This window comes from Pseudomonas sp. ef1, from assembly GCF_007293365.2.
GTDB lineage: Bacteria > Pseudomonadota > Gammaproteobacteria > Pseudomonadales > Pseudomonadaceae > Aquipseudomonas > Aquipseudomonas siliginis.
In genome coordinates, this window is the sequence record NZ_CM129815.1 from 2,042,912 (window position 1) to 2,063,010 (window position 20,099).

At 60.6% G+C, this 20,099-nt stretch carries 15 protein-coding genes; 5 read left to right on the forward strand and 10 right to left on the reverse strand.

The features are described 5' to 3' along the window. Positions 1–262: 262 nt before the first annotated feature. On the reverse strand, positions 263–1,231 hold the full coding sequence (locus FEE99_RS09215) for a LysR family transcriptional regulator (protein WP_024011667.1): 969 nt from the start codon (positions 1,229–1,231) through the stop codon (positions 263–265). Positions 1,232–1,506: 275 nt separating this feature from the next. Here FEE99_RS09215 and FEE99_RS09220 point away from each other — a divergent pair, with 275 nt between their 5' ends. The 4 genes from FEE99_RS09220 to FEE99_RS09235 all read left to right on the forward strand — a co-directional run bounded on the left by FEE99_RS09220 (position 1,507) and on the right by FEE99_RS09235 (position 6,405). Further along, positions 1,507–3,006: an efflux transporter outer membrane subunit gene (locus FEE99_RS09220; RefSeq protein ID WP_041479476.1), complete on the forward strand. Its 1,500-nt coding sequence runs from the start codon at positions 1,507–1,509 to the stop codon at positions 3,004–3,006. A gap of 139 nt (positions 3,007–3,145) precedes the next feature. Next, complete coding sequence (locus FEE99_RS09225) at positions 3,146–5,338, forward strand: FUSC family protein (RefSeq protein ID WP_041479477.1); 2,193 nt, start codon at positions 3,146–3,148, stop codon at positions 5,336–5,338. Further along, positions 5,328–5,528, forward strand: a complete 201-nt coding sequence (locus FEE99_RS09230) for a DUF1656 domain-containing protein (RefSeq protein ID WP_041479478.1) — start codon at positions 5,328–5,330, stop codon at positions 5,526–5,528. The genes FEE99_RS09225 and FEE99_RS09230 overlap by 11 nt, the downstream gene beginning before the upstream one ends. A gap of 10 nt (positions 5,529–5,538) precedes the next feature. Continuing rightward, the gene (locus tag FEE99_RS09235; RefSeq protein ID WP_041479479.1) at positions 5,539–6,405 is read left to right on the forward strand and encodes an efflux RND transporter periplasmic adaptor subunit; all 867 of its coding nucleotides are present in this window, start codon (positions 5,539–5,541) and stop codon (positions 6,403–6,405) included. Positions 6,406–6,450: 45 nt separating this feature from the next. Here FEE99_RS09235 and FEE99_RS09240 read toward each other — a convergent pair whose 3' ends face one another. From FEE99_RS09240 to FEE99_RS09250, 3 genes are all read right to left on the reverse strand, one after another. Then, complete coding sequence (locus FEE99_RS09240) at positions 6,451–7,746, reverse strand: hypothetical protein (RefSeq protein WP_041479480.1); 1,296 nt, start codon at positions 7,744–7,746, stop codon at positions 6,451–6,453. Positions 7,747–7,907: 161 nt separating this feature from the next. Further along, positions 7,908–8,732: an SDR family oxidoreductase gene (locus tag FEE99_RS09245; RefSeq protein ID WP_041479481.1), complete on the reverse strand. Its 825-nt coding sequence runs from the start codon at positions 8,730–8,732 to the stop codon at positions 7,908–7,910. 35 nt (positions 8,733–8,767) lie between these two features. Then, complete coding sequence (locus FEE99_RS09250; RefSeq protein ID WP_041479482.1) at positions 8,768–9,232, reverse strand: hypothetical protein; 465 nt, start codon at positions 9,230–9,232, stop codon at positions 8,768–8,770. Between the two features lie 170 nt (positions 9,233–9,402). Between FEE99_RS09250 and FEE99_RS09255 the strand changes: the two genes are divergently transcribed. Further along, a complete protein-coding gene (locus FEE99_RS09255) occupies positions 9,403–12,147 on the forward strand; it encodes an RHS repeat domain-containing protein (RefSeq protein WP_052392191.1) in 2,745 nt (914 codons plus the stop codon). 79 nt (positions 12,148–12,226) lie between these two features. Here the strand turns inward: FEE99_RS09255 and FEE99_RS09260 are convergent, their stop codons facing one another. The 6 genes from FEE99_RS09260 to FEE99_RS09285 all read right to left on the reverse strand — a co-directional run bounded on the left by FEE99_RS09260 (position 12,227) and on the right by FEE99_RS09285 (position 20,096). Beyond that, entirely contained in the window at positions 12,227–13,678 is a 1,452-nt protein-coding gene (locus FEE99_RS09260; protein WP_024011673.1) for a mannose-1-phosphate guanylyltransferase/mannose-6-phosphate isomerase, read from the reverse strand. A gap of 208 nt (positions 13,679–13,886) precedes the next feature. Then, positions 13,887–14,543 (reverse strand): alginate O-acetyltransferase AlgF, encoded by a 657-nt coding sequence (locus FEE99_RS09265; RefSeq protein ID WP_041479483.1) that lies wholly within the window; start codon positions 14,541–14,543, stop codon positions 13,887–13,889. Positions 14,544–14,557: 14 nt separating this feature from the next. Further along, complete coding sequence (locus tag FEE99_RS09270) at positions 14,558–15,730, reverse strand: alginate O-acetyltransferase (RefSeq protein WP_041479484.1); 1,173 nt, start codon at positions 15,728–15,730, stop codon at positions 14,558–14,560. A 10-nt stretch (positions 15,731–15,740) separates the two neighbouring features. Beyond that, entirely contained in the window at positions 15,741–17,306 is a 1,566-nt protein-coding gene (locus tag FEE99_RS09275; protein ID WP_041479485.1) for an MBOAT family O-acyltransferase, read from the reverse strand. A gap of 190 nt (positions 17,307–17,496) precedes the next feature. Continuing rightward, a complete protein-coding gene (locus FEE99_RS09280; protein WP_016771602.1) occupies positions 17,497–18,621 on the reverse strand; it encodes a mannuronate-specific alginate lyase in 1,125 nt (374 codons plus the stop codon). 8 nt (positions 18,622–18,629) lie between these two features. Further along, on the reverse strand, positions 18,630–20,096 hold the full coding sequence (locus FEE99_RS09285) for an alginate O-acetyltransferase (RefSeq protein WP_041479486.1): 1,467 nt from the start codon (positions 20,094–20,096) through the stop codon (positions 18,630–18,632). Positions 20,097–20,099: the final 3 nt, after the last annotated feature.

The window sequence follows — 20,099 nt, forward strand, 5'->3', positions numbered from 1 at the left end:
GCGCTGAAAGAGCGCGGCATTATGTCATGCGCTGTGATCCTGCGGGTTTTCCAGACCCGGTCGCTGATTCGTCAGCAACCGCCAAATCCTAGCCAGCGCTCTTCCGACGGACAACCTGCAAAACCTGTCGGAAACTTCCTTGAAAACACCGCGATGTAGGAGCTGCCGTAGGCTGCGATCCGTTGATTTTTAAACAGCAAGATCAAAAGATCGCAGCCTCGTTGCACTCGTCACTCCTACAAGAAGTCAGCGGTGTTTAAAGTCAGGTGGCGACGCGCGCGCCAGCCAGACTCCCGCTCAACTCATACGCGACCAATTCCGCCTGATGCGCCGCCAAAATCTCCGGCAACGACCCACGCAAGTACTCCACCCAGGTTTTGATCTTGGCATCCAGGTACTGCCGCGACGGGTAGATCGCGTAGAGGTTGAGTTCCTGCGAGCGGTAGTTCGGCATCACGCGCACCAGGGTGCCGTTGCGCAAGCCTTCGATGGCGGCGTAGACCGGCAGCACGCCGACGCCCATGCCGCTGGTGATGGCGGTTTTCATGGCGTCGGCGGAGTTCACCAGGAATGGTGAGCTGTTGATGGTGACCGTTTCCTGGCCGTCCGGGCCGTCGAAGGCCCATTTCTCCAGGGGGATCACCGGGCTGACCAGGCGCAGGCAGGCATGGTTGAGCAGGTCGCTGGGTTTCTGTGCGGCGCCGTTGGCTTTCACGTACGCCGGCGAGGCGCAGACGATGCTGTAGGTGATGCCCAGGCGCTGCGAAACGAAGCCCGAGTCGGGCAGTTCGCTGGCCAGCACGATGGACACGTCGTAGCCCTCGTCGAGCAGGTCCGGCACGCGGTTGGCCAGGGTCAGGTCGAAGGTCACGTCGGGGTGGGTCTTGCGGTAGCGGGCGATGGCGTCGATGACGAAGTGCTGACCGATGCCGGTCATGGTGTGCACTTTCAGTTGGCCGGCCGGGCGCGCGTGGGCGTCGCTGGCTTCCGCTTCGGCTTCTTCGACGTAGGCGAGGATCTGTTCGCAGCGCAGCAGGTAGCGCTTGCCGGCCTCGGTCAGGGCGATGCGCCGGGTTGTGCGATTGAGCAGACGGGTTTGCAGATGGGCTTCGAGGTTGGAGACCGCGCGCGAGACGTTGGCGGTGGTGGTGTCCAGTTGCACGGCGGCGGCGGTGAAGCTGCCCGCTTCGGCAACACAACTGAAGGCGCGCATGTTTTGCAAAGTGTCCATGGGGTGCTCTCAAGGGAGATGGCAAATTGTGACACGAAGTTTCAGGGGCTGAGACCCCCGACCAAGGGATTATCTCGTTAACCGTAACAAAGATTCACAGAAATCCCAGCTTATCGCCGCAGAGGCAGCTCCATAGAATTGCGCCGATCCCTGTAGGAGCTGCCGAAGGCTGCGATCTTTTGATTTTGTTTTAAGGGAATCAAGATCAAAAGATCTCAGCCTGCGGCAGCTCCTACACGGTCCTCGATCTATCCCTCTCTCAGGAATTCGCAGCTGTGCCGCGTCGCATCAACAGAGCGCTTTTGCCGCTCAGTGTTCTGGCTTTAACCCTGGCTCTCGGCGGCTGCATCTCTACCCAAGGCATTGCCCCTCACGGCGAGGCACTCGCGGCCGATTCACTGGCCACCGACGCGGCCATTGCCGAGGCCGCCAAAGACGCCCACTGGCCCAGCGCCCAATGGTGGCAGGCGTTTGGTGATGCGCAACTTAATCGCTGGATCGACCTCGCCGTGCAAGGCAGCCCGAGCATGGCCATGGCCGCGGCGCGTGTGCGTCAGGCCAAGGCGATGGCCGGTGTTGCCGAAGCGGCCGAGGCGTTGCAGATCAATGGCGAGTCGACCCTCAAGCGCCACAACTGGCCGACCGATCAGTTCTACGGCCCCGGCGAACTGGCCAATACCACCACATGGGACAACAACGCCGCGCTCGGCTTCAGCTACGCCCTCGACCTCTGGGGCCGCGAGCGCAATGCCAGTGAACGCGCGGTGGATCTGGCCCATGTGAGCGTGGCCGAGGCGCGCCTGGCGCAGCTGGAACTGCAGAGCAACATCGTGCGCGCCTACATCGAGCTGTCGCTGCATTACGCCCAGCGCGACATCGTTGCCGCAATGCTCAAACAGCAACAGCAGATTCTCGACCTGGCGCAGAAACGCCTCAGCGGCGGTATCGGCACGCATTTCGAAGTCAGCCAGGCCGAAGCGCCGCTGCCCGAAACCCATCGCCAACTCGATGCGCTGGACGAGGAAATCGCCCTGAGCCGCAACCAGATTGCTGCGCTGGCCGGCAAAGGACCGGGCGCTGCGGCGCAACTGCAACGGCCGACGCTGTCCCTCGCGGCGCCGTTGAAGTTGCCCTCGGCATTGCCCGCCGAACTGCTCGGCCAGCGTCCGGACGTGGTCGCCAGTCGCTGGCAAGTGGCGGCGCAGGCGCGTGGCATTGATGTTGCCCACGGCGGTTTCTACCCCAACGTCGATCTGGTCGGCAGCCTCGGCTACATGGCCACGGGCGGCGGCGCGCTGGAGTTTCTGACCGGCAAGAAACTCAACTACAACGTCGGCCCGGCGATCTCGTTGCCGATCTTCGACGGCGGCCGACTGCGTGGTGAATTGGGCGAAGCGGCGGCCGGTTATGACATCGCCGTGGCGCACTACAACCAGACTCTGATCAACGCGCTGAAGAACATATCCGATCAGTTGATCCGCCGCGAGTCGATGGACAAGCAGCAGAACTTCGCTGCCGAATCCGTGGCCGCAGCGCAGAAGACCTACGACATTGCGATGATCGCCTATCAACGCGGCCTCACCGATTACCTCAATGTGCTCAATGCGCAGACCTTGCTGTTCAAGCAACAGCAGGTTCAGCAGCAAGTGCAGGCCGCGCGATTGAGTGCGCATGCCGAGCTGGTGACTGCCTTGGGTGGCGGCCTCGGTGCGGGTAATGACGTGCCGACAGCCGAGCAGACCCAAGCCCCGAAAACCCCGGCGCTGCTGCGTTGAACACAGCATCCATTGTGGGAGCGAGCCTGCTCGCGAAGGGGGCGTATCAGTCAATGAACATGTTGCCTGGGACTGCGCTTTCGCGAGCAGGCTCGCTCCCACAGGTTTCGAGTCCGCATTGCATGCCTGAGTATTTTCAATGACCTCCTTGCCCGCCCCCCTGCGCTGGCTCCATTCCCTGGAATGGCGTCGCGGTTTTTTCGACTGGGCACGCAGCGATGGCGTGACCTGGGTGTATATCTTCAAGGTGTTGCTCGCCGCGTTTCTCACGCTATGGCTGGCGATGCGTCTGGAATTGCCGCAACCGCGCACGGCGATGATCACGGTTTTTATCGTCATGCAGCCGCAGAGCGGCCAGGTGTTCGCCAAGAGTTTCTATCGCTTGCTCGGCACGCTGGCCGGGTCGGCGATGATGGTCACGCTGATCGCTTTGTTCGCGCAGAACACGGAGCTGTTTCTCGGCTCGCTGGCGATCTGGGTCGGCATCTGCTCGGCCGGTGCCGCGCGTTGCCGCAATTTTCGCGCGTATGGTTTTGTTCTCGCCGGTTACACCGCAGCGATGGTCGGTCTGCCGGCGCTGGCGCACCCGGACGGCGCCTTTATGGCGGCAGTGTGGCGGGTCTTGGAGATCTCGCTGGGGATTCTCTGTTCGACGCTGATCAGCGCGGCGATTCTGCCGCAGACCGCCAGCGCGGCGATGCGCAACGCCCTGTATCAGCGCTTCGGTGTGTTCGCGCTGTTCGTCACCGACGGCTTGCGCGGGCGCAGCAAAGCCGAGGCGTTCGAAGCCAGCAACGTGCGCTTCATTGCTGAAGCCGTCGGCCTGGAAGGGCTGCGCAGCGTGACCGTGTTCGAAGACCCGCACATGCGCCGGCGCAACGGTCGTCTGAGTCGTTTGAACAGCGAGTTCATGGGCATCACCACGCGCTTCAACGCCTTGCATCAATTGCTTGAACGCCTGCGCGGCAATGGCGAAGAACATGTTGTTGCGGCGATCAAACCGGGCTTGCAGGACCTCGCCGAAGTGCTCGACGGCTTCAGCGGTCGCGCGCTGACCAGCCCGGATGCGGCACGTTTGGCGACCGCGTTGGCCACCTACAAGGAAGGTCTGCCGGCACGTGTCCGAACCCTGCGCGGGATCTTTCAGGACACTGCTCCGAGCGAGGCCGAACAACTGGATTTTCACACCGCCTACGAATTGCTCTACCGCTTCGTCGATGACCTGCACAGCTATGCGCAGACCCACGCGTCGCTGGGCGAGCATCGTCACGAACGCGAACGCTGGGACGAGCCGTTCACCCCGCAAACCAACTGGTGGGCGGCGGCCGCTTCGGGGATCCGCGCCTCGTTCATTCTGATTGTGCTGGGCAGTTATTGGGTCGCCACCGCGTGGCCGAGCGGGGCGACCATGACCCTGATCGCCGCCGCCACCGTCGGTTTGTCTGCGGCTACACCGAATCCGAAACGCATGGCCTTTCAAATGGCCTGCGGGACTTTTCTCGGCGCACTGATCGGCTTCGTCGAGATGTTTTTCATCTTCCCGTGGATCGACGGTTTCCCCTTGCTCTGCGTGATGCTCGCGCCGGTGATCGTGCTCGGCTCGTTCCTCGCCTCGCGGCCGCAATACGCCGGGGTCGGACTGGGCCTGCTGATTTTTTTCAGCACCGGTTCAGTGCCGGACAATCTCACGATCTACAACCCCTACACCTTCATCAACGACTACATCGCCATGGTCATGGGCATGCTCGTGTGTGCTGCGGCGGGGGCGATTATTCTGCCGCCGAACAGTCGCTGGCTGTGGCAGCGCCTGGAGCAGGATCTGCGCGGGCAAGTGGTCTATGCGATCAGTGGAAAACTCAAAGGCCTGGCCTCGCGTTTCGAGAGCCGCACCCGCGATCTGCTGCATCAGGCCTATGGCCTCGCGGCGGGGCAACCGAAGGTGCAGAAGAGTCTGCTGCGCTGGATGTTCGTGGTGCTGGAAGTCGGCCACGCGATCATCGAATTGCGCAAGGAGCAGGCGATCCTGCCGGTGCACCCGGCGTATGCCGAATCGCAGCCGTGGCGTCAGGCAATCCGCGTGATGGGGCGTGCGTTGGTGCGGCTGTTCTTGCAGCCGAACGCGAGCAATCTTGAGCGCGCACTGGTGGCGGTCGATCACGCGATCAGCCGCGTCGCCGCCACCGATGAGCCGTTCGCGCCGCACTTCGATACCTCCGCGTTGCGGCGGGTGAAGAGCTATCTGCACTTCATCCGCACCTCGTTGCTCGACCCGCAATCACCCCTGGCCGAATTCGCTCCCGCCAGGCCCGAAGGACTTGCCCATGCCTCGTGAAATCGCCTTCCACGGCGTGTACATGCCGACCATGACCCTGATGTTTTTTGTCGCTGCGGGGTTGGCCTGGGCGCTGGACCGCTTCCTCTCGGGGTTCGACCTGTACCGTTTTTTCTGGCACCCGGCGCTGCTGCGCCTGAGCCTGTTTACCTGTCTGTTCGGCGCCATGGCGCTGACTGTCTACCGTTGAGAACATCTTGATGAAAAAGTTTTTCAGCCTGCTCGCGACCCTGCTGGTGCTGGCCCTGGCGCTGTGGATCGGCCGCACGTTGTGGGAGCACTACATGAACACGCCGTGGACCCGCGATGGTCGCGTGCGTGCCGACATCATCAACGTTGCCGCCGACGTCACCGGCGAAGTGGTCGAAGTGCCGGTGCGTGACAACCAACTGGTGAAAAAGGGCGATCTGCTGATGCGCATCGACCCCGAGCACTACCGCATTGCGGTCAAGCAGGCGCAGTCGCTGGTGGCTTCGCGCAAGTCGACCTGGGAAATGCGCAAGGTCAACGCCCATCGCCGCGCCGACCTCGACAATCTGGTGATCTCCAAGGAAAACCGCGACGACGCCAGCAACATCGCCGACGCCGCGCTGGCCGATTACCAACATGCCCAGGCGCAACTGGAAGCCGCCGAACTCAACCTCAAACGCACCGAAGTGCGTGCGGCGGTGGACGGTTACGTGACCAACCTCAATGTGCATCGCGGCGACTACGCGCGCATCGGCGAGGCGAAGATGGCCGTGGTCGACATGAATTCATTTTGGATTTACGGCTTTTTCGAAGAAACCAAGTTGCCGCACGTCAAAGTCGGTGACCAAGCCGACATGCAATTGATGAGCGGCGAAGTGCTCAAGGGCCATGTCGAGAGCATTTCGCGCGGGATCTACGACCGCGACAACCCGGAAAGCCGCGAACTGATTGCCGACGTGAACCCGACGTTCAACTGGGTCCGCCTGGCGCAGCGTGTGCCGGTGCGGATTCACATTGATGAGGTGCCAGAGGGCGTGTTGCTGGCGGCGGGGATTACTTGCACGGTAGTGGTGAAGCAGGACCTGGCAGACAAGTGATCGACGGCGTCGCCCCTGAACCGGGCGACGCGGTGATGCTTCCAGCTACTGGGAAATGTTGTAGCGATACAGACAACCCAGAGGGTTTTCTGGATTGATGTTGAGGGCAACAATCAATTTGCCTGGGGCCTGCTGATAATGAAGCCTGGAGAGCGAGTCGGTGGTCTCGTCGCGATGGATGACGCCACCCGCGTCTGAAAAATCGGAGTTGTAGCCGCCGCTCCGGGTTTTCACACAGGCAATATAATTGCCCTTCTCGTCTCCACCAGAAACTACGATGTTATCAGCGAAAGGAACATGGTCCGCCCAGTTGACTCGCCTGTCGCTGCCGAGAGCTGGTGGGAGTGGCATGGCATTCGGACTGCCGAAAACGTCAAAATCGGGCTTACCTTTTTCATCGAAGGCGAACAACATGCCGTATCGCTCACTGACACCGCTGCCCATGTTGGTGTAGCCAGATGCCGTAAATCTATCAGGGGCTCGCTGTCTCACAGTATTGAGTTCGGCACCCATGGAGTTGTACCGGACTACCACAACCCCGGGTCTTTCCGGGAGGCCGAAATTCTCATGGGGCGCGCCACTGTCTGAATTCAACATCACGAGGAGACCGTCCGTGTTCACGTCCGGCTCGTATTTTTCGTAGCCTGCAAATAACAAGAGTCCATTGTCGAGCACGCAACCGTCGCTGAGTGAAGTCGATGCATGCGGCATCCCGTGATTAATTTCAACTCGGCCATCTGTGCCGAATGCCTTCACGGGTGCGCCTTGCGCATCGAATTTGTAAAGGTGCGCCTTGAGCACGTCAGGCGTGTGGTAATCAACGCCGACAATAACGCTGCCATCGGGTAGCGCGAAGACGAATGCCGGGCCTTTTTTCGTAAGCCGTTGTGTGTTTGGGGGATCGATGATGACTTGGCCATTCTCGCCAAAGCTGCTCACTCGATTGCCTTTGCTGTCAAGGCAGAGAATCGCAGCGCTAACCTCGTTCGATTGCTCATTGGCTGTGCTGCCTGCCATGAACAGCCGCCCGTCGGCACCTTCTGCAATCGGCCCGCCAGAGGCTTGCTCATTGGCCAGGAACGAACCCGTGACACGCCCTGCGGCCCCAAACGCCAGGTCTACGGCACCCAAGTGGTTCAGCTTGGAAATGAAGAAGACGCCGTTGTCGAAGGTACTGGTGACCAGCAACGATTTATCGCGCAGCAGCGTCGACCCCGTGAGGGGCCGGGACTTCGTCGGGTCGTCTTGGAATATATCGTCAAGTTGAAGTTTGCCTTGGCCGCTTCCCCATGTGGCGTCGATTGTCGCCCTGATGTTCGCGGCCTTCTTTGCAATTGCCATATACGTCCCTGCGCGGTTGTCGTGAGGTCGGTTTACTCGCCGGGCGCTAACGCTGTCTTAACACTATTCACCTGGCTTGAACTCACGATAGGCCTTCGCTTAGAGGGCGCCTACTGTCAACTCTGACAGGTCTGGCTACCGCTGGTCGCAACGACTGGGGATCAGAGCCTGGCGCGCAACCCGAACCGCTTCATCAACGTCGATTCGAGTAACCCTTGCGGCAACAACGCCGCCAATAACGGCAACGCCCGGCTGCCGTTGCCGATGCGAACCAGCCGTGGCGGCTTGCTCTGCCGCACCGCTTTCAACAGCTCAGCCGCAAACTCACTGGCCGGCGTTGGCTTGTCCTGCGATGCCTTGGCCCGTGCCCGAATGCCTTCACGCAGGGGAAACCACGGCGATTGCTCGTTGATCAACTGCTCGGCTTCATGTCCGGCATTCTTCGCAAAACTCGATTCAATCGCACCAGGCTGGACTTCCATCACACGGATGCCAAACGGTGCCAGCTCCATGCGCAACGCGTCGCTAAGCGCATGCACCGCCGCTTTCGACGCGCAGTAGGCGCCGGCAAACGGTGTGACCAGCACACCCGACACACTGCCGATATTCACCACCAACCCCTTGGCCGGACGCAGCAGCGGAAACAACGCGCGGGTGACGCCAACAATCGAAAACACGTTGGTCTCGAACTGGCGCTGCATCGCCTGCACGCCGCCGTCGAGCAGCGGCCCCATCGCGCCGTAACCGGCGTTGTTGATCAGTACATCAAGGCCGCCATGTTGCTGGCTCAGACGCTCGGCGAGTTGTTCCAGCGCGGCGCCATCGTTGACGTCCAGCTCGACAGCGGTGAAACCGGCAGCGCTCAGCGCGCTGACATCTTCAGCCTTGCGCGCACTGGCCCAGACTTCGTAGCCGGCGGCTTTGAACGCGTCGGCAAGGGCGCGGCCGATGCCGCTGGAACAACCGGTAATCAACGCAACGGGCATGGCGCATTCCTTGTGCAAACAGTCGGGGGAGGGGATCAGTCGGAGAAACTACCTTGCAAATGCTCGGCGCGAAACTCCAGGGTTTGCGGACGATAGCCGGGGCGCAGCGGCGGCAGTGGCAAGCAGTCTTCCCAGGTTGCACCGGCCTGCAACTCGCCGGGGCCACGATAGCGTGGGGCAGTGTATTGATTGTCGGCCAGGTTGACCGTATCGCCCGGCGCATAAGCGGCGATGCGCCAGCGCAGCTCGGTCAGCGGCACATTGTTGCCATTGTTCATTTTCAATTGCAGCGGACGGTCGGCCGGGCATTGCTCGGGAGCGTAGGCAATGCGCAGTTCCAGGCGCGCCAGTTGCTTGATCTCGCGGTTGTCCAGCCACACCACCCACATGGCCACGAAACCCAAGCCAATCGCAGCGGATACCGAAACCGGCAAGGCCTTGGCCGGGTAGCGCAGCAGCAGGATCAACCAGGTAATGACCAGCAGGATGCCGATGAACATGCGTGAGCGCTCCGTGGGTGAGTGAGCCCCATCCTACCGAAGGCTTGGCGCAATGGGTATTCGGGACGAGTTTGTGCGCACCGTTGGTCGGGACTGTAATTTCTGACAGTAGGAATGCGGTTCCGCGCTTGCTCTCATGAGCCAAGGGCACACTGGGACGTTGACGCACTATGGGCATCCACAGCAATACGCCAACGCTTGCCGTGAACGATCCGCGCGGGTTGGCCATCCTCAGCGTCAACTACTGGCGCGCCGATGCGGCGTTGGCAAGCGAGCCCCGGATCGAGCGGACGTTGCGCGACAACGCCGGCCGTGCAGTCAAACAATGGGATGCGCGATTGTGGGCGTTGCAGGCGAATGATCCACAAGCGCCCGCCAGCCTCACCACTGTCCATGCCTTGAACGATATCGCGCTGCGCTCGGACAGTACCGATGCGGGAGTCCAGGTCCAGTTGCCCGGTTTGGCCGGCCAGACGTTGTGCAACTGGGACAGCCGTGGCACATGCCGCGAAATTGCATACGATGACTTGTTGCGACCTGTCGCGGTGTTCGAGGAAGGCACCGGCGTACCTCGCCGTTGTTCCGAGCGCCTTGCCTATGGCCGCCCCGGCGCGGGCGATCCGCTGCGCAATCAGCTCGGTCAAGTGATTCGTCATGACGATCCCGGTGGCAGTGTTCTGTTCTCGCAGTTTGCGATCACCGGGCAGTGCAGTGAAAACATCCGTCACTTCACGCTTGAGCCGGTTGCCGCGGATTGGCCAGAGGCTATCGCCGATCGACAGAAGTTGCTCGAACCTCAAGGGGCAACCACACAATGGCGCTATGCCCCGCTGGGACCTGTGCTCGAACAGTTCGATGCCGGTGGCAATCGGCAGGCCTTCGCACTGACTCTCCACGGCCAGTTACGCGCAGTTGAAATACGGCTCAAACTTCAGACTCAGAACCATTCGGTCGTCAGTGATATTCGCTACGACGCTTACGGACAAGTCACTCATGAACTGGCAGGCAACGGCGTGCTGACTACGCTGAGCTACCGTCCCGAAGACGGCCGCCTGCTCACGCGCCATGCTCAGGACAATCTAGGCAATGTGCTGCAGCATCTGATCTACGCCTACGACCCGATGGGCAATGTAACGAGTATCGAAGACCAGGCATTGCCCGTGCGCTGGTTCGCCAACCAGCGTATCGAGCCGGTCAGTCGTTACCGCTATGACAGTCTTTATCAGTTGTCCCATGCCACTGGCTGGGAGGCCGGCGTTGGCGGTGGCGGGCCGACCGCTGTCGCCAACTACAGCCAGCGTTATCATTACGACGTCGGCGGCAATTTGCGCGGGCTGACTCACGTCGGCCAACAAAGTCCAGGTCATCAACTGCAGGCCGCACGCTTTAGCAATCGGTGTTTGCCGTGGCATGACGGTAAGCCGCCCTCTGAAGCAGAGATCGCTGCAGCTTTCGATTCGCGGGGTAATTTGCTGTTGCTGGATCAGGGACGCCGGTTGCAGTGGAATCTGCGTTGCCAGCTGGACTCGGTCGTGGTCGTCTCACGCCGAACAGATGCCGATGATCGTGAAAGCTATCTCTATGACGGCGCCGGTCAGCGGGTATGCAAGACGCGTTCGTCACGGGCCTCTGCACGCAGTCTTCTTGCACAGGTGCGTTATCTGCCAGCGCTGGAATTACGCACCGATACCGGCACCGGTGAGAGCCTGCAGGTGATCATCGTGCGGACCGGACTCAATATCGTACGAGTCCTGCATTGGCAGAGCCCATCGCCGACCGGCGTCAATTATCTCTACCGATACAGTTTCAATGATCATCTGGGCTCAATCAGTCTTGAGCTGGACGCGGATGCGCAGTTGATCAGCCGCGAGCATTTTTATCCATTCGGTGCAACGGCGTGGGCCGAAGAACCCGACGTCAGCTACAAGACCGCGCGGTATTCGGCAAAGGAACGTGACGCCACGGGACTTTACTATTACGGGTTTCGCTATTACGTGCCGTGGCTGCAACGCTGGCTGAACAGCGATCCTGGTGGAGCGATCGACGGCCATAATCGCTATCGCGCGCTGCGCAACAACCCAATGACTTACAGGGACAGCGACGGGCGCAAGCCCGACAAGCCCGACAAGCGTGCTGGCGACCGGGTGTATCACGATCTTGCCGACAAGAAACTGGTCAATCCCGTGCAAGCCGCCGGCATGCAGCCCGTGCGCCGTTACTTCGAGAATGACCCAAATCCCGACGTCCAGGCCTACCGCCGCGAAATACCGGTAGCGCTGGCAGAGCTGGGAGCCCGGGACAACTCCGTGCTCAACACACATCAGGCGCATGTCATTGCCGCCGTCCGGACGCACACCGCGCCACCTTCGGGGGCCGTGCTGTACCACTCCGGTGAATTCGTTTCTTCGACAATGAATCGGGTGTTGGGGGAGGAGACCACCAGCCGGATCATGGGACCCATGTCCGTTGCGTTCAACAGCCCTGTCGAAGAACCGCAAGTGCTTGCAGCCAGGCGCGGTGCCGTGGCCAAAGGCTTCCAGATCGGCGGAAATCTGCTGATGCACGCCGCTAACCCCGCAGCTCAGTTGGTGGGCTCACTGAGTGTGGCAATGGGCAATGCCATGCAGGTTTCCGAGGCTCAGACGCGGATCCAGTACAAACTGCTCAGCACACCCGTTGCCGTGCCTCTTGCCATCTCCTCGAACAGTCCGGCGGTCGACTTGCAGTCCTTCAATCGATCGACCCGGCGGCAGCCGTTGTTCGCAGAACCGGAATCAACGTCCACACCGTTGGCGCAGCAACTGTTTGCAGCCGCGTTTACACAAGGTCCCGCGGGGTTGGCGCAGGCGACGGAAGGCGAGTCGGTCGATGAAGATTCACCACTGGCGAGACGCCGCAATTCAGTCTTCGGCTAGACAAAAAAAGCCCCCGCCCAGCCCGCTGCGGATAGGGAACGCAACGGGCTGGACGAGGGCTTCTTGTTTCAGCAGGCGATTACTGCGCGATGGTTTTCACCGACACGCCGCGTTCGATCGGGGTGGAGCGGCCGTAGATATCTTCGAAACGCTCGATATCGTCTTCACCCAGGTACGAACCCGACTGCACTTCGATGATTTCCAGCGGGATCTTGCCCGGGTTGCGCAGGCGGTGCACCGAGGCGATCGGGATGTAGGTCGACTGGTTTTCGGTGAGCAGGAACACGTTTTCGTCGCAGGTCACTTCGGCGGTGCCGCTGACCACGATCCAGTGTTCGGCGCGGTGGTGGTGCATCTGCAGCGACAGGCACGCGCCCGGCTTGACCGAGATGTGCTTGACCTGGAAACGCCCGCCCATGTCCACCGAGTCGTACGAGCCCCACGGACGATAGACTTCGCAGTGGTTCTGGGTTTCGCTGCGGCCCTGGGCGTTGAGGGTGTTGACCATCTGCTTGACGCCCTGGACCTTGTCCTTGTGGGCAATCATCATCGCGTCCTTGGTTTCGACCACGACGATGTTTTCCAGACCGATCACCGAGACCAGTTTGCCGTTGCCGTGGATCATGCAGTTCTTGCTGTCCTGGATGACCACATCGCCTTTGCTGACGTTGCCGTTGGCGTCTTTCTCGTTGACTTCCCACAGCGACGACCAGCAGCCGACATCGCTCCAGCCGGCGGTCAGCGGCACCACGCAGGCGCGCTGGGTTTTTTCCATCACCGAGTAGTCGATGGAGTTGTCCGGGCAGCAGGCGAAGGTGGCTTCGTCGAAGGTGATGGTGTCAGCGTCCTGCTGGCTGCGCTCAAGGGTCAGCAGGCAGGTGTCGTAGATGTCCGGATCGTGCTTTTTCAGTTCTTCGAGGAAGCGGCTGGCGCGGAACAGGAACATGCCGCTGTTCCAATAGTAACCGCCGGATTCGACGTACTCGGTGGCGCGCTTCACATCCGGTTTTTCGACGAAGTGCGAGACGCGGCTGACGCCTTCGGGCAGCAGCGAATCAGCAGTGGATTTGATGTAGCCGTAGCCGGTTTCCGGTTTGGTTGCCGGTACGCCGAACAGGACCATCTCGCCGTTCTCGGCAGCGACGGTGGCCAGGGCCAGCGCACGTTGCAGGGCTTTCTGGTCTTCCAGCACGTGGTCGGCCGGCAGCACCAGCATCAGTTCGTCACGACCTTCATTGACCAGCATCATCGCGGTCAGGGCCACGGCCGGCGACGTGTTGCGGCCGAACGGTTCCATCAGGATGCGCTGACATTCCAGATTGCGCGCGGCCAGTTGCTCGTTGACGATGAAACGGTGCTCTTTGTTGCAGACCACGATTGGCGTGTCCATGCCTTCGAACACCAGACGCTCGAGGGTTTGCTGGAACAGTGTGTGTTCGCCGGTCAGGGCGAGGAATTGCTTGGGGAATTGCTTGCGCGAAAGAGGCCACAGACGCGAACCGCTACCACCTGACAAGATCACCGGAATCATAATGTTTACTCCATAAAATCAATTTGGTTAGAGCAACGAACGTTGTGTCGTTTCACTCTTGTTTTTGTCTCGTGTCCGAAGACGCCGCATCCCTTGTAGGAGCTGCCGAAGGCTGCGATCTGTTGATCTTGATCTTCAAAATCAAAAGATCGCAGCCTCGTTTTACTCGACAGCTCCTACAGGGATCAGCGTCTCTGCGGGAAATTGGTTAGCGAGTCGACACCGGGCGTTTCACCCAGACTGGCGACAGGTTGCTGCCGTTGCCGGTGACGTACAGCACCGCTGCCTCACCGCGCTCCAGGGCGACCGGTTTCACGTCGCCGACTTTCTTGTCGCCTTCGTACAGTGCCAGGCTGACTTTCACCGGGTTGATTTCACGTTCGCCACGGCCCTTGGCTGCCACGTTCGGCACCACTTCGGTCTTGCCGTCGGCGGTTTTCAGGGTCAGCGATTTGTCGCTGAGGTTCTGTACACGCACCAGGGATTTCTGCTTGTTCTTGAATGGCGGCTCTTCGATCAGTTGTGGCGCGCCGGAAGCGTTGTTGACCAGGGTGTAGTAGTGGTCACCGGCGAGTTTCACCGGCAGGGTCTGGCTACCGACCTTGGCGCTGTAATCGCCGCCCGGCATGAAGCTGAAGTCGCTGCTGGCCAGTGGCGCGATATCGCTCAGGTTGGTGCTGCCGACAGTCGCGCTGACTTCGGCGTTGCTGGCGTTGTAGACACGCACGAAGCTCGAGCCTTTCGGAGCGGTCGGGCCGTACAGCGCGGCGTCGCCACCGGCGAAGGCTGGGACGGAAAGTACGCTGAGGCCAGCAACCAGTGCGAAGCTTTTAGCGAGACGACGAGGAGTAGTAGTGAAAGTCATGGTGTACCTCTCTTTCAGTTTTGCGCCCGATCGGGCGTCTCGGATTTAGTGTTGATGGCTACGTTTTGTTGGCGGGCGCCGGCTTGTTTGAGCTCTGCGACCCACTGCGGGTCGGCGTCGCCGATTTCGTTGTTCACAGGCAGATATCGTTCAGGAAACTCCCAGATCAGCACTTGTGGCGGGCTGTTCTTGAAGTCATCGCTTTTCAGGTAGCTGAGCATTGGCAGAATCGGGCCGTGGCCGTCTTCGGCGTAGTTGACGACGTCGCTGTGTAGCGCTTGTTTGAGCGCACCGACGAAGTTCCAGTTGGGGTTGGCGCTGTAGCTGGTGCCGATCAGCGCGACCGGAACTTCGCTGTTGGCGAACAGGGCGTCGTCACCGGCAGGCTGTTCGGCGGCAACGGTGTTGCGTTTGAGCAGTGGCTCAGGCGCCGGCATCATGTTTTCGAACAGCGGATCGAGTGGCAGGAACAGACGCAGATCGCCCTTGTGCGTGACCTTCTCCGCTGGCGTGGTGACGAAGCGCTGTGGCTCGCCGCTCAGCGGGAATTTCTCGGCAATGGTTTTCGCCAGCGTGTTGGCGGCGATCTCGGCGCCTTCCGGCGTCCAGTGGGTGTCGGTGCGCAGGAACACTTGCTCACCGTTCTGCTTGGCCTGTTGCAGGGGGCCGAGCAGGTCAGGGGCGAGGATCTTGTCGGCCGCGACACGGGCGTGGAAATCCTGATACAGGTTCTGGTGAATGCTCGAAGGCTTCACTTCACCCAGATGCTCCGGGTACAGACGCACCTTGGCTGGAACGATCGCCATCACCAGTTTCACGCCTTTCTCTTTCAGGGTCTGACGCACGCCTTCGACCAGCGCGTAGTTGCCTTGCAGGTTCTGCTGTTCGTTGACGATCGGGTTGAATTCCTCATCGCTGTACAACCACTGGTCGCGGCCGAGCACGACGCCCGGACGACCTTCGTTGAACAGCTTGAAATCCAGCGCGGCCCAGAGGTTGGTGCCCAGACGCTTGATTGGGAATTCATCGTCGTAGTGGGTTTCCACCGCCTTCGTCCAGCGGCCGTTGAGCACCGTCGCATCGGCGTTGGTGCTGAAGCCGAAGAAGCTGCGAACCGACCACAGACCGAGGACCAACAGCGTCACCAGGAACAGGGCGATGTAGAAGATGCGTAATGAGCGGGTCATGTCAGATCCCTCAGAACTGGAAGTAAAGGAACGGCGAGAAGCTTTGCGCCGAGAGTTTGAGAATCGAGGCGATGAACAGCAGCAGGATCAGCCCGCGCATCACGTAGCGCGACCAGTCAGCGGTCCAGTAAGCCGGTTGCACCTGGGCTTCGACGCCAACGGTGTAGCCAGGTTCGTGGATGCTCGCCGGATTTTCCCCAGGCGCTGCCTTGATCATTCCCGGCGTCGCCGTGGCAGGGCCATTGGCCTCGACGTTGACTTCCGGTTTGGTCTTGGCTGGCGGCTGATTGGTGTACAGATCACGCAGGCCGAAGAACGCCAGGGTTACGTAAGCCACCACCAGAGTCGCTACTTGCAGACCGGTGAGGCTGGCCTGATTGAGTTCCGACAGCGACCAGTCGCCGAAGCTGAACATTGCACCGTACATGCGACCGGCAACGTGCAGATTCTCGGCACGGAAGATCACCCAGCCCATCACCACCAGCAGGAAGGTCAGTGCCCAGCGGATCGGGTTGAGGCTGCGCGGCGAAGTGTTCAGGCCGAGCATTTTTTCGATCGCCAGCCACATGCCGTGCCAGGCGCCCCAGATGATGTAAGTGATGTTCGCGCCGTGCCACAGACCACCCAGGAGCATGGTCAGGAACAGGTTGCGATAGGTCATCAGCGTGCCTTTACGGTTACCGCCGAGGGTGATGTACAGGTAGTCACGCAGCCAGGTGGAGAGGCTGATGTGCCAGCGGCGCCAGAACTCGGTGATCGACTGGCTGATATACGGCTGCTTGAAGTTTTCCATGAAGCGGAAACCCATCATCAAGCCCAGACCGATGGCCATATCGCTGTAACCGGAGAAATCGAAATACAGCTGCGCGGTGTACGCCAGCGCACCGAGCCAGGCGTCACCCGTGGTCGGGTTCTGCAAGGCGAAGCAATGGTCGGCGACCACGGCGAGGGTGTCGGCGATGAAGACCTTCTTGATGAAACCCTGCATGAACCGCGTGCAGCCCTCGGAGAACTTGTCGAGGGTGTGCGTGCGGTTGTTGAACTGATCGGCGAGGTCGCGGAAACGCAGAACCGGGCCGGCAATCAGGTGCGGGAAGATCGCCACGAATGCTGCGAAGTCGATCAGGTTGCGCGTCGCCGGAGTGTCGCCACGGTACACGTCGATGATGTAGCTGATCGATTCGAAGATGTAGAACGAAATACCGATCGGCAGCAGCACGTGGGTCAGGATGAACGGCTCGAGACCGAACGAAGTCATGATCTCGTTGATGCTGTCGACACCGAAGTTGGCGTACTTGAAGTAGCCAAGAATGCACAGGTCGACGGCCACGCCGAGCAGCAGCCAGCGCTGCGCCGGTTTGGTTCTGACGCCAGCGGCACCGACTTTCAGGCCGATCCAGTAGTTCCACAGCGTGACCGCTGCGAACAGCGCGAGGAAGTCCACCCGCCACCAGGCGTAGAACACGTAGCTGGCGATCAGCAGCAGCAGGTTGCGATAGCGTTGCCCGCTCAGGTAGTACAAGCCGAGAAAGATCGGCAAGAACAGAAACAGGAACACGTTGGATGAAAATACCATCCCGATCTCTCCATGTTTGAACCAACAGTCAAGGGCCAAAGCCCCCCCAAACCCCCCACGTAAAACGGGCGGTTGTATGATCGTTCCCACGCTCTGCGTGGGAATGCTTCTTGTGACGCTCTGCGTCACGCTTTGGGACGCAGAGCGTCCCGTGCTGCATTCCCACGCAGAGCGTGGGAACGATCAGCGACTAACTGCCTTTGTTGCCCTTTTCATGCGACGGGTCGTAGACCTTGGTCAGGTCGCCGCCAAGACGGAAAGTCTTGAACGGTTGCATGTCGCGCTTCTTCTCGATCACATCCGGCGCACAGGTGTAGAGCGTGCAGAACGGTTCGAGCCAGGCGAATTTCATGTCCTCTTTCAGGTCGGTCATGTCCTGCTTTTTGCCGTTCTTTTCTTCGAACTCGTCAGGGTCCTTGACGCCGGCCAACACACGGTCACCCAGACGCTTCAGTGCGCCATTGTTTTCCTGACGCAGATCGACACCGTTGACCTGGGCGAAACTGGCGATCATTGCCAGCGGCGGCAGGGCGTAATTGTGATAGGCGAGGGCGCGTTGCTGGCGCTTGAGTTCGTTGGGCAGGAAGCCGTCGGCGTCGACCTGGTTGACGCCGACCTTGTATTCCTTCACCGCCCAGTCGAACAGGTCGCGGCGGTTGGTGGCGACGGCGGTGGCCATCACCGACCAGGCGGCCCAGTACGAGTGGTTGTTGGTTTTTTCCAGCGGCAGGTTGTCCCAGTCGCTGACCACCTGATCGGCCATTTTGCTGAACCAGGCTTCGATCAACTGCGCTTCCTGCTGGTGCTGGGCCAGTGGGTGCGAGTCGGAGAACTTCAGGCGAATGTACGACGAGGCCATGCTGCCCAGCGCCCATTTGCGCATCGACTTGCCGGTGTGGTTGAAGTCTTTGGACATCAACGCGTCAGCCTTGGCCCATGCGGTCAGCCAGTCGAGCGTGCATTCGAGCTGCTCCGGGCGACCGTCGCGCATGAACTGCATGACGCGCTTGGCGGTGCCGCGCTCCAGCGTGGTGATGTCTTTGGTGGTGTCGCGAAAGGCTTTTTCCGACTGCACGTTCAGCGTCGCGCGGGCCTTGTCCGAACCTTCGTATTTGCTGCGAAATTGCAGCGGACCGGTGTATGGCGCCGGCATCGCGTCGCAGCCGTCGCTCTTGTCGCCGGTCTTGAATTTATCCACCGGGGCGAAGTAGCCCTGCGGTGGACGCAATGGCGCGGCGGCCTGAGTCGCCCCGGCGAACATCGCCAGGCTCAGGAGTGTCGGTGCCAACAGATTTTTCAGTTTCGGATTTCGCATAGCAGACCTCATTGCCCGAGCTGCGCGGTCTGTTGACCGACGCCCGGGAATACGTTGCGTTTGCAGATTTTCGCTTCGACTTTTTGTGGCGCGGCGCCAGGTCCGGCTTCAGGACCCTGGACTTCGACTGCCAGCAGGTTTTGCGAGGCCCAGTCTTCGTCCGTGCGCAGCTCAAAGGCGAAACGACCGTCGGTGTCGGAGGTTTCCGGTTTCTCGATCTTGATGTCCTCGTGGCGACCGTTCATGTACCAGAGGGTGGCTTGCAGGGTTTTCACCGAGGTGTCGGCGAAGCGGATGTCGACCTGATGGTTGGCATTCTGCAGGTTCAGGTTCTTGCTGTTGACCAGCAGTTCTTGCTTGCTGCCCGGCTTCAGCGTGGCGCTGGCGGACATCTGCGCGTCCTTGCCTTCGCAACCGTTGTCGAGCAGCGCCATCATCTGGCGATAGATGGTTTCCTGGTCGAGGCGATACAGCGGCGAGAATTCCCAGATGAGAATCTTCGGCGGGGTCTTCTGGAATTCTTCGCTGCCCAGGTACTGCAGCATCGAACCTTCGAAACCGCCGCCGGGGAAGGCCACGTTAAGGATGTCGGCGCCGATGGCTTCTTCGAGGAAACCGGCGAAGTTGTAGTTCTTGCCGCTGTGCGACGTACCGACCAGGGTGATCTGCGGATTGCCGGAATCGCCGAACAGATCGCCGTCGCCTGCCTCGCCTTTCGGCTCGGTGGTGAACTGGTCCATGTACTGGATCGCATAGCTGGTGCCGCACAGTTGCCCGGCCATGTTGTGCAGAGTGCCGGTCTTGCCCATGCGCCCGGAGCGCTTGGTCTCGAATTCACGCTTGGGAATGTCGGCGAAGGCCGGGATCTGCTTGACCTTTTCGGCGACGATTTTTGCCGTGCGCTGGGCACCGTAAGGTGTCCAGTGCTGGTCGCCACGGAAGTAGAAATCGTGGGCGGGCAGGGTGTCCGGCAGCGATTCGTTGGTCAGTGGCGACAGGTCCGGCACCACGTAGCCCATCTTGGCGAAACGGCCGAGCATGGTTTTGTAGTTGCCCAGCGCTTTCTCGTAATCGAACGCGGCTTTTTCCTGCGGGTTGAGCTTGTTGCGGTTCACCAGGCCACGGGTCGGCTGGTAAACGATCACCAGCTCGACGCCTTTGCTCTTGAACGCATCGTGCAACTGCTGCAGGCGCTTGTAGCCGGCCGGCGTGGTGTTGAACTCGGTGCGCAGGTCTTCCTGGGTACGGAACAGCCAGTCGCCCTGAGCCTGTACCAGGGTGGTGAAGTTCTGCTGATAACGCGTGGTGTAGTTCTTCGCGTCATGGGCCGCCGGGCACAGGTTGCAGCACGGCTCGGCGGTGAACTTCGGTGGCGTCACGCTTGCGCCGTCAGCGTCGGCGCGGGTGTTGCCGGCAGCGAGAATGCCGAGGGTCAGGGCCGAGAGGCTGAGCAGTTTGATCATGTGTGGGTGCATAAA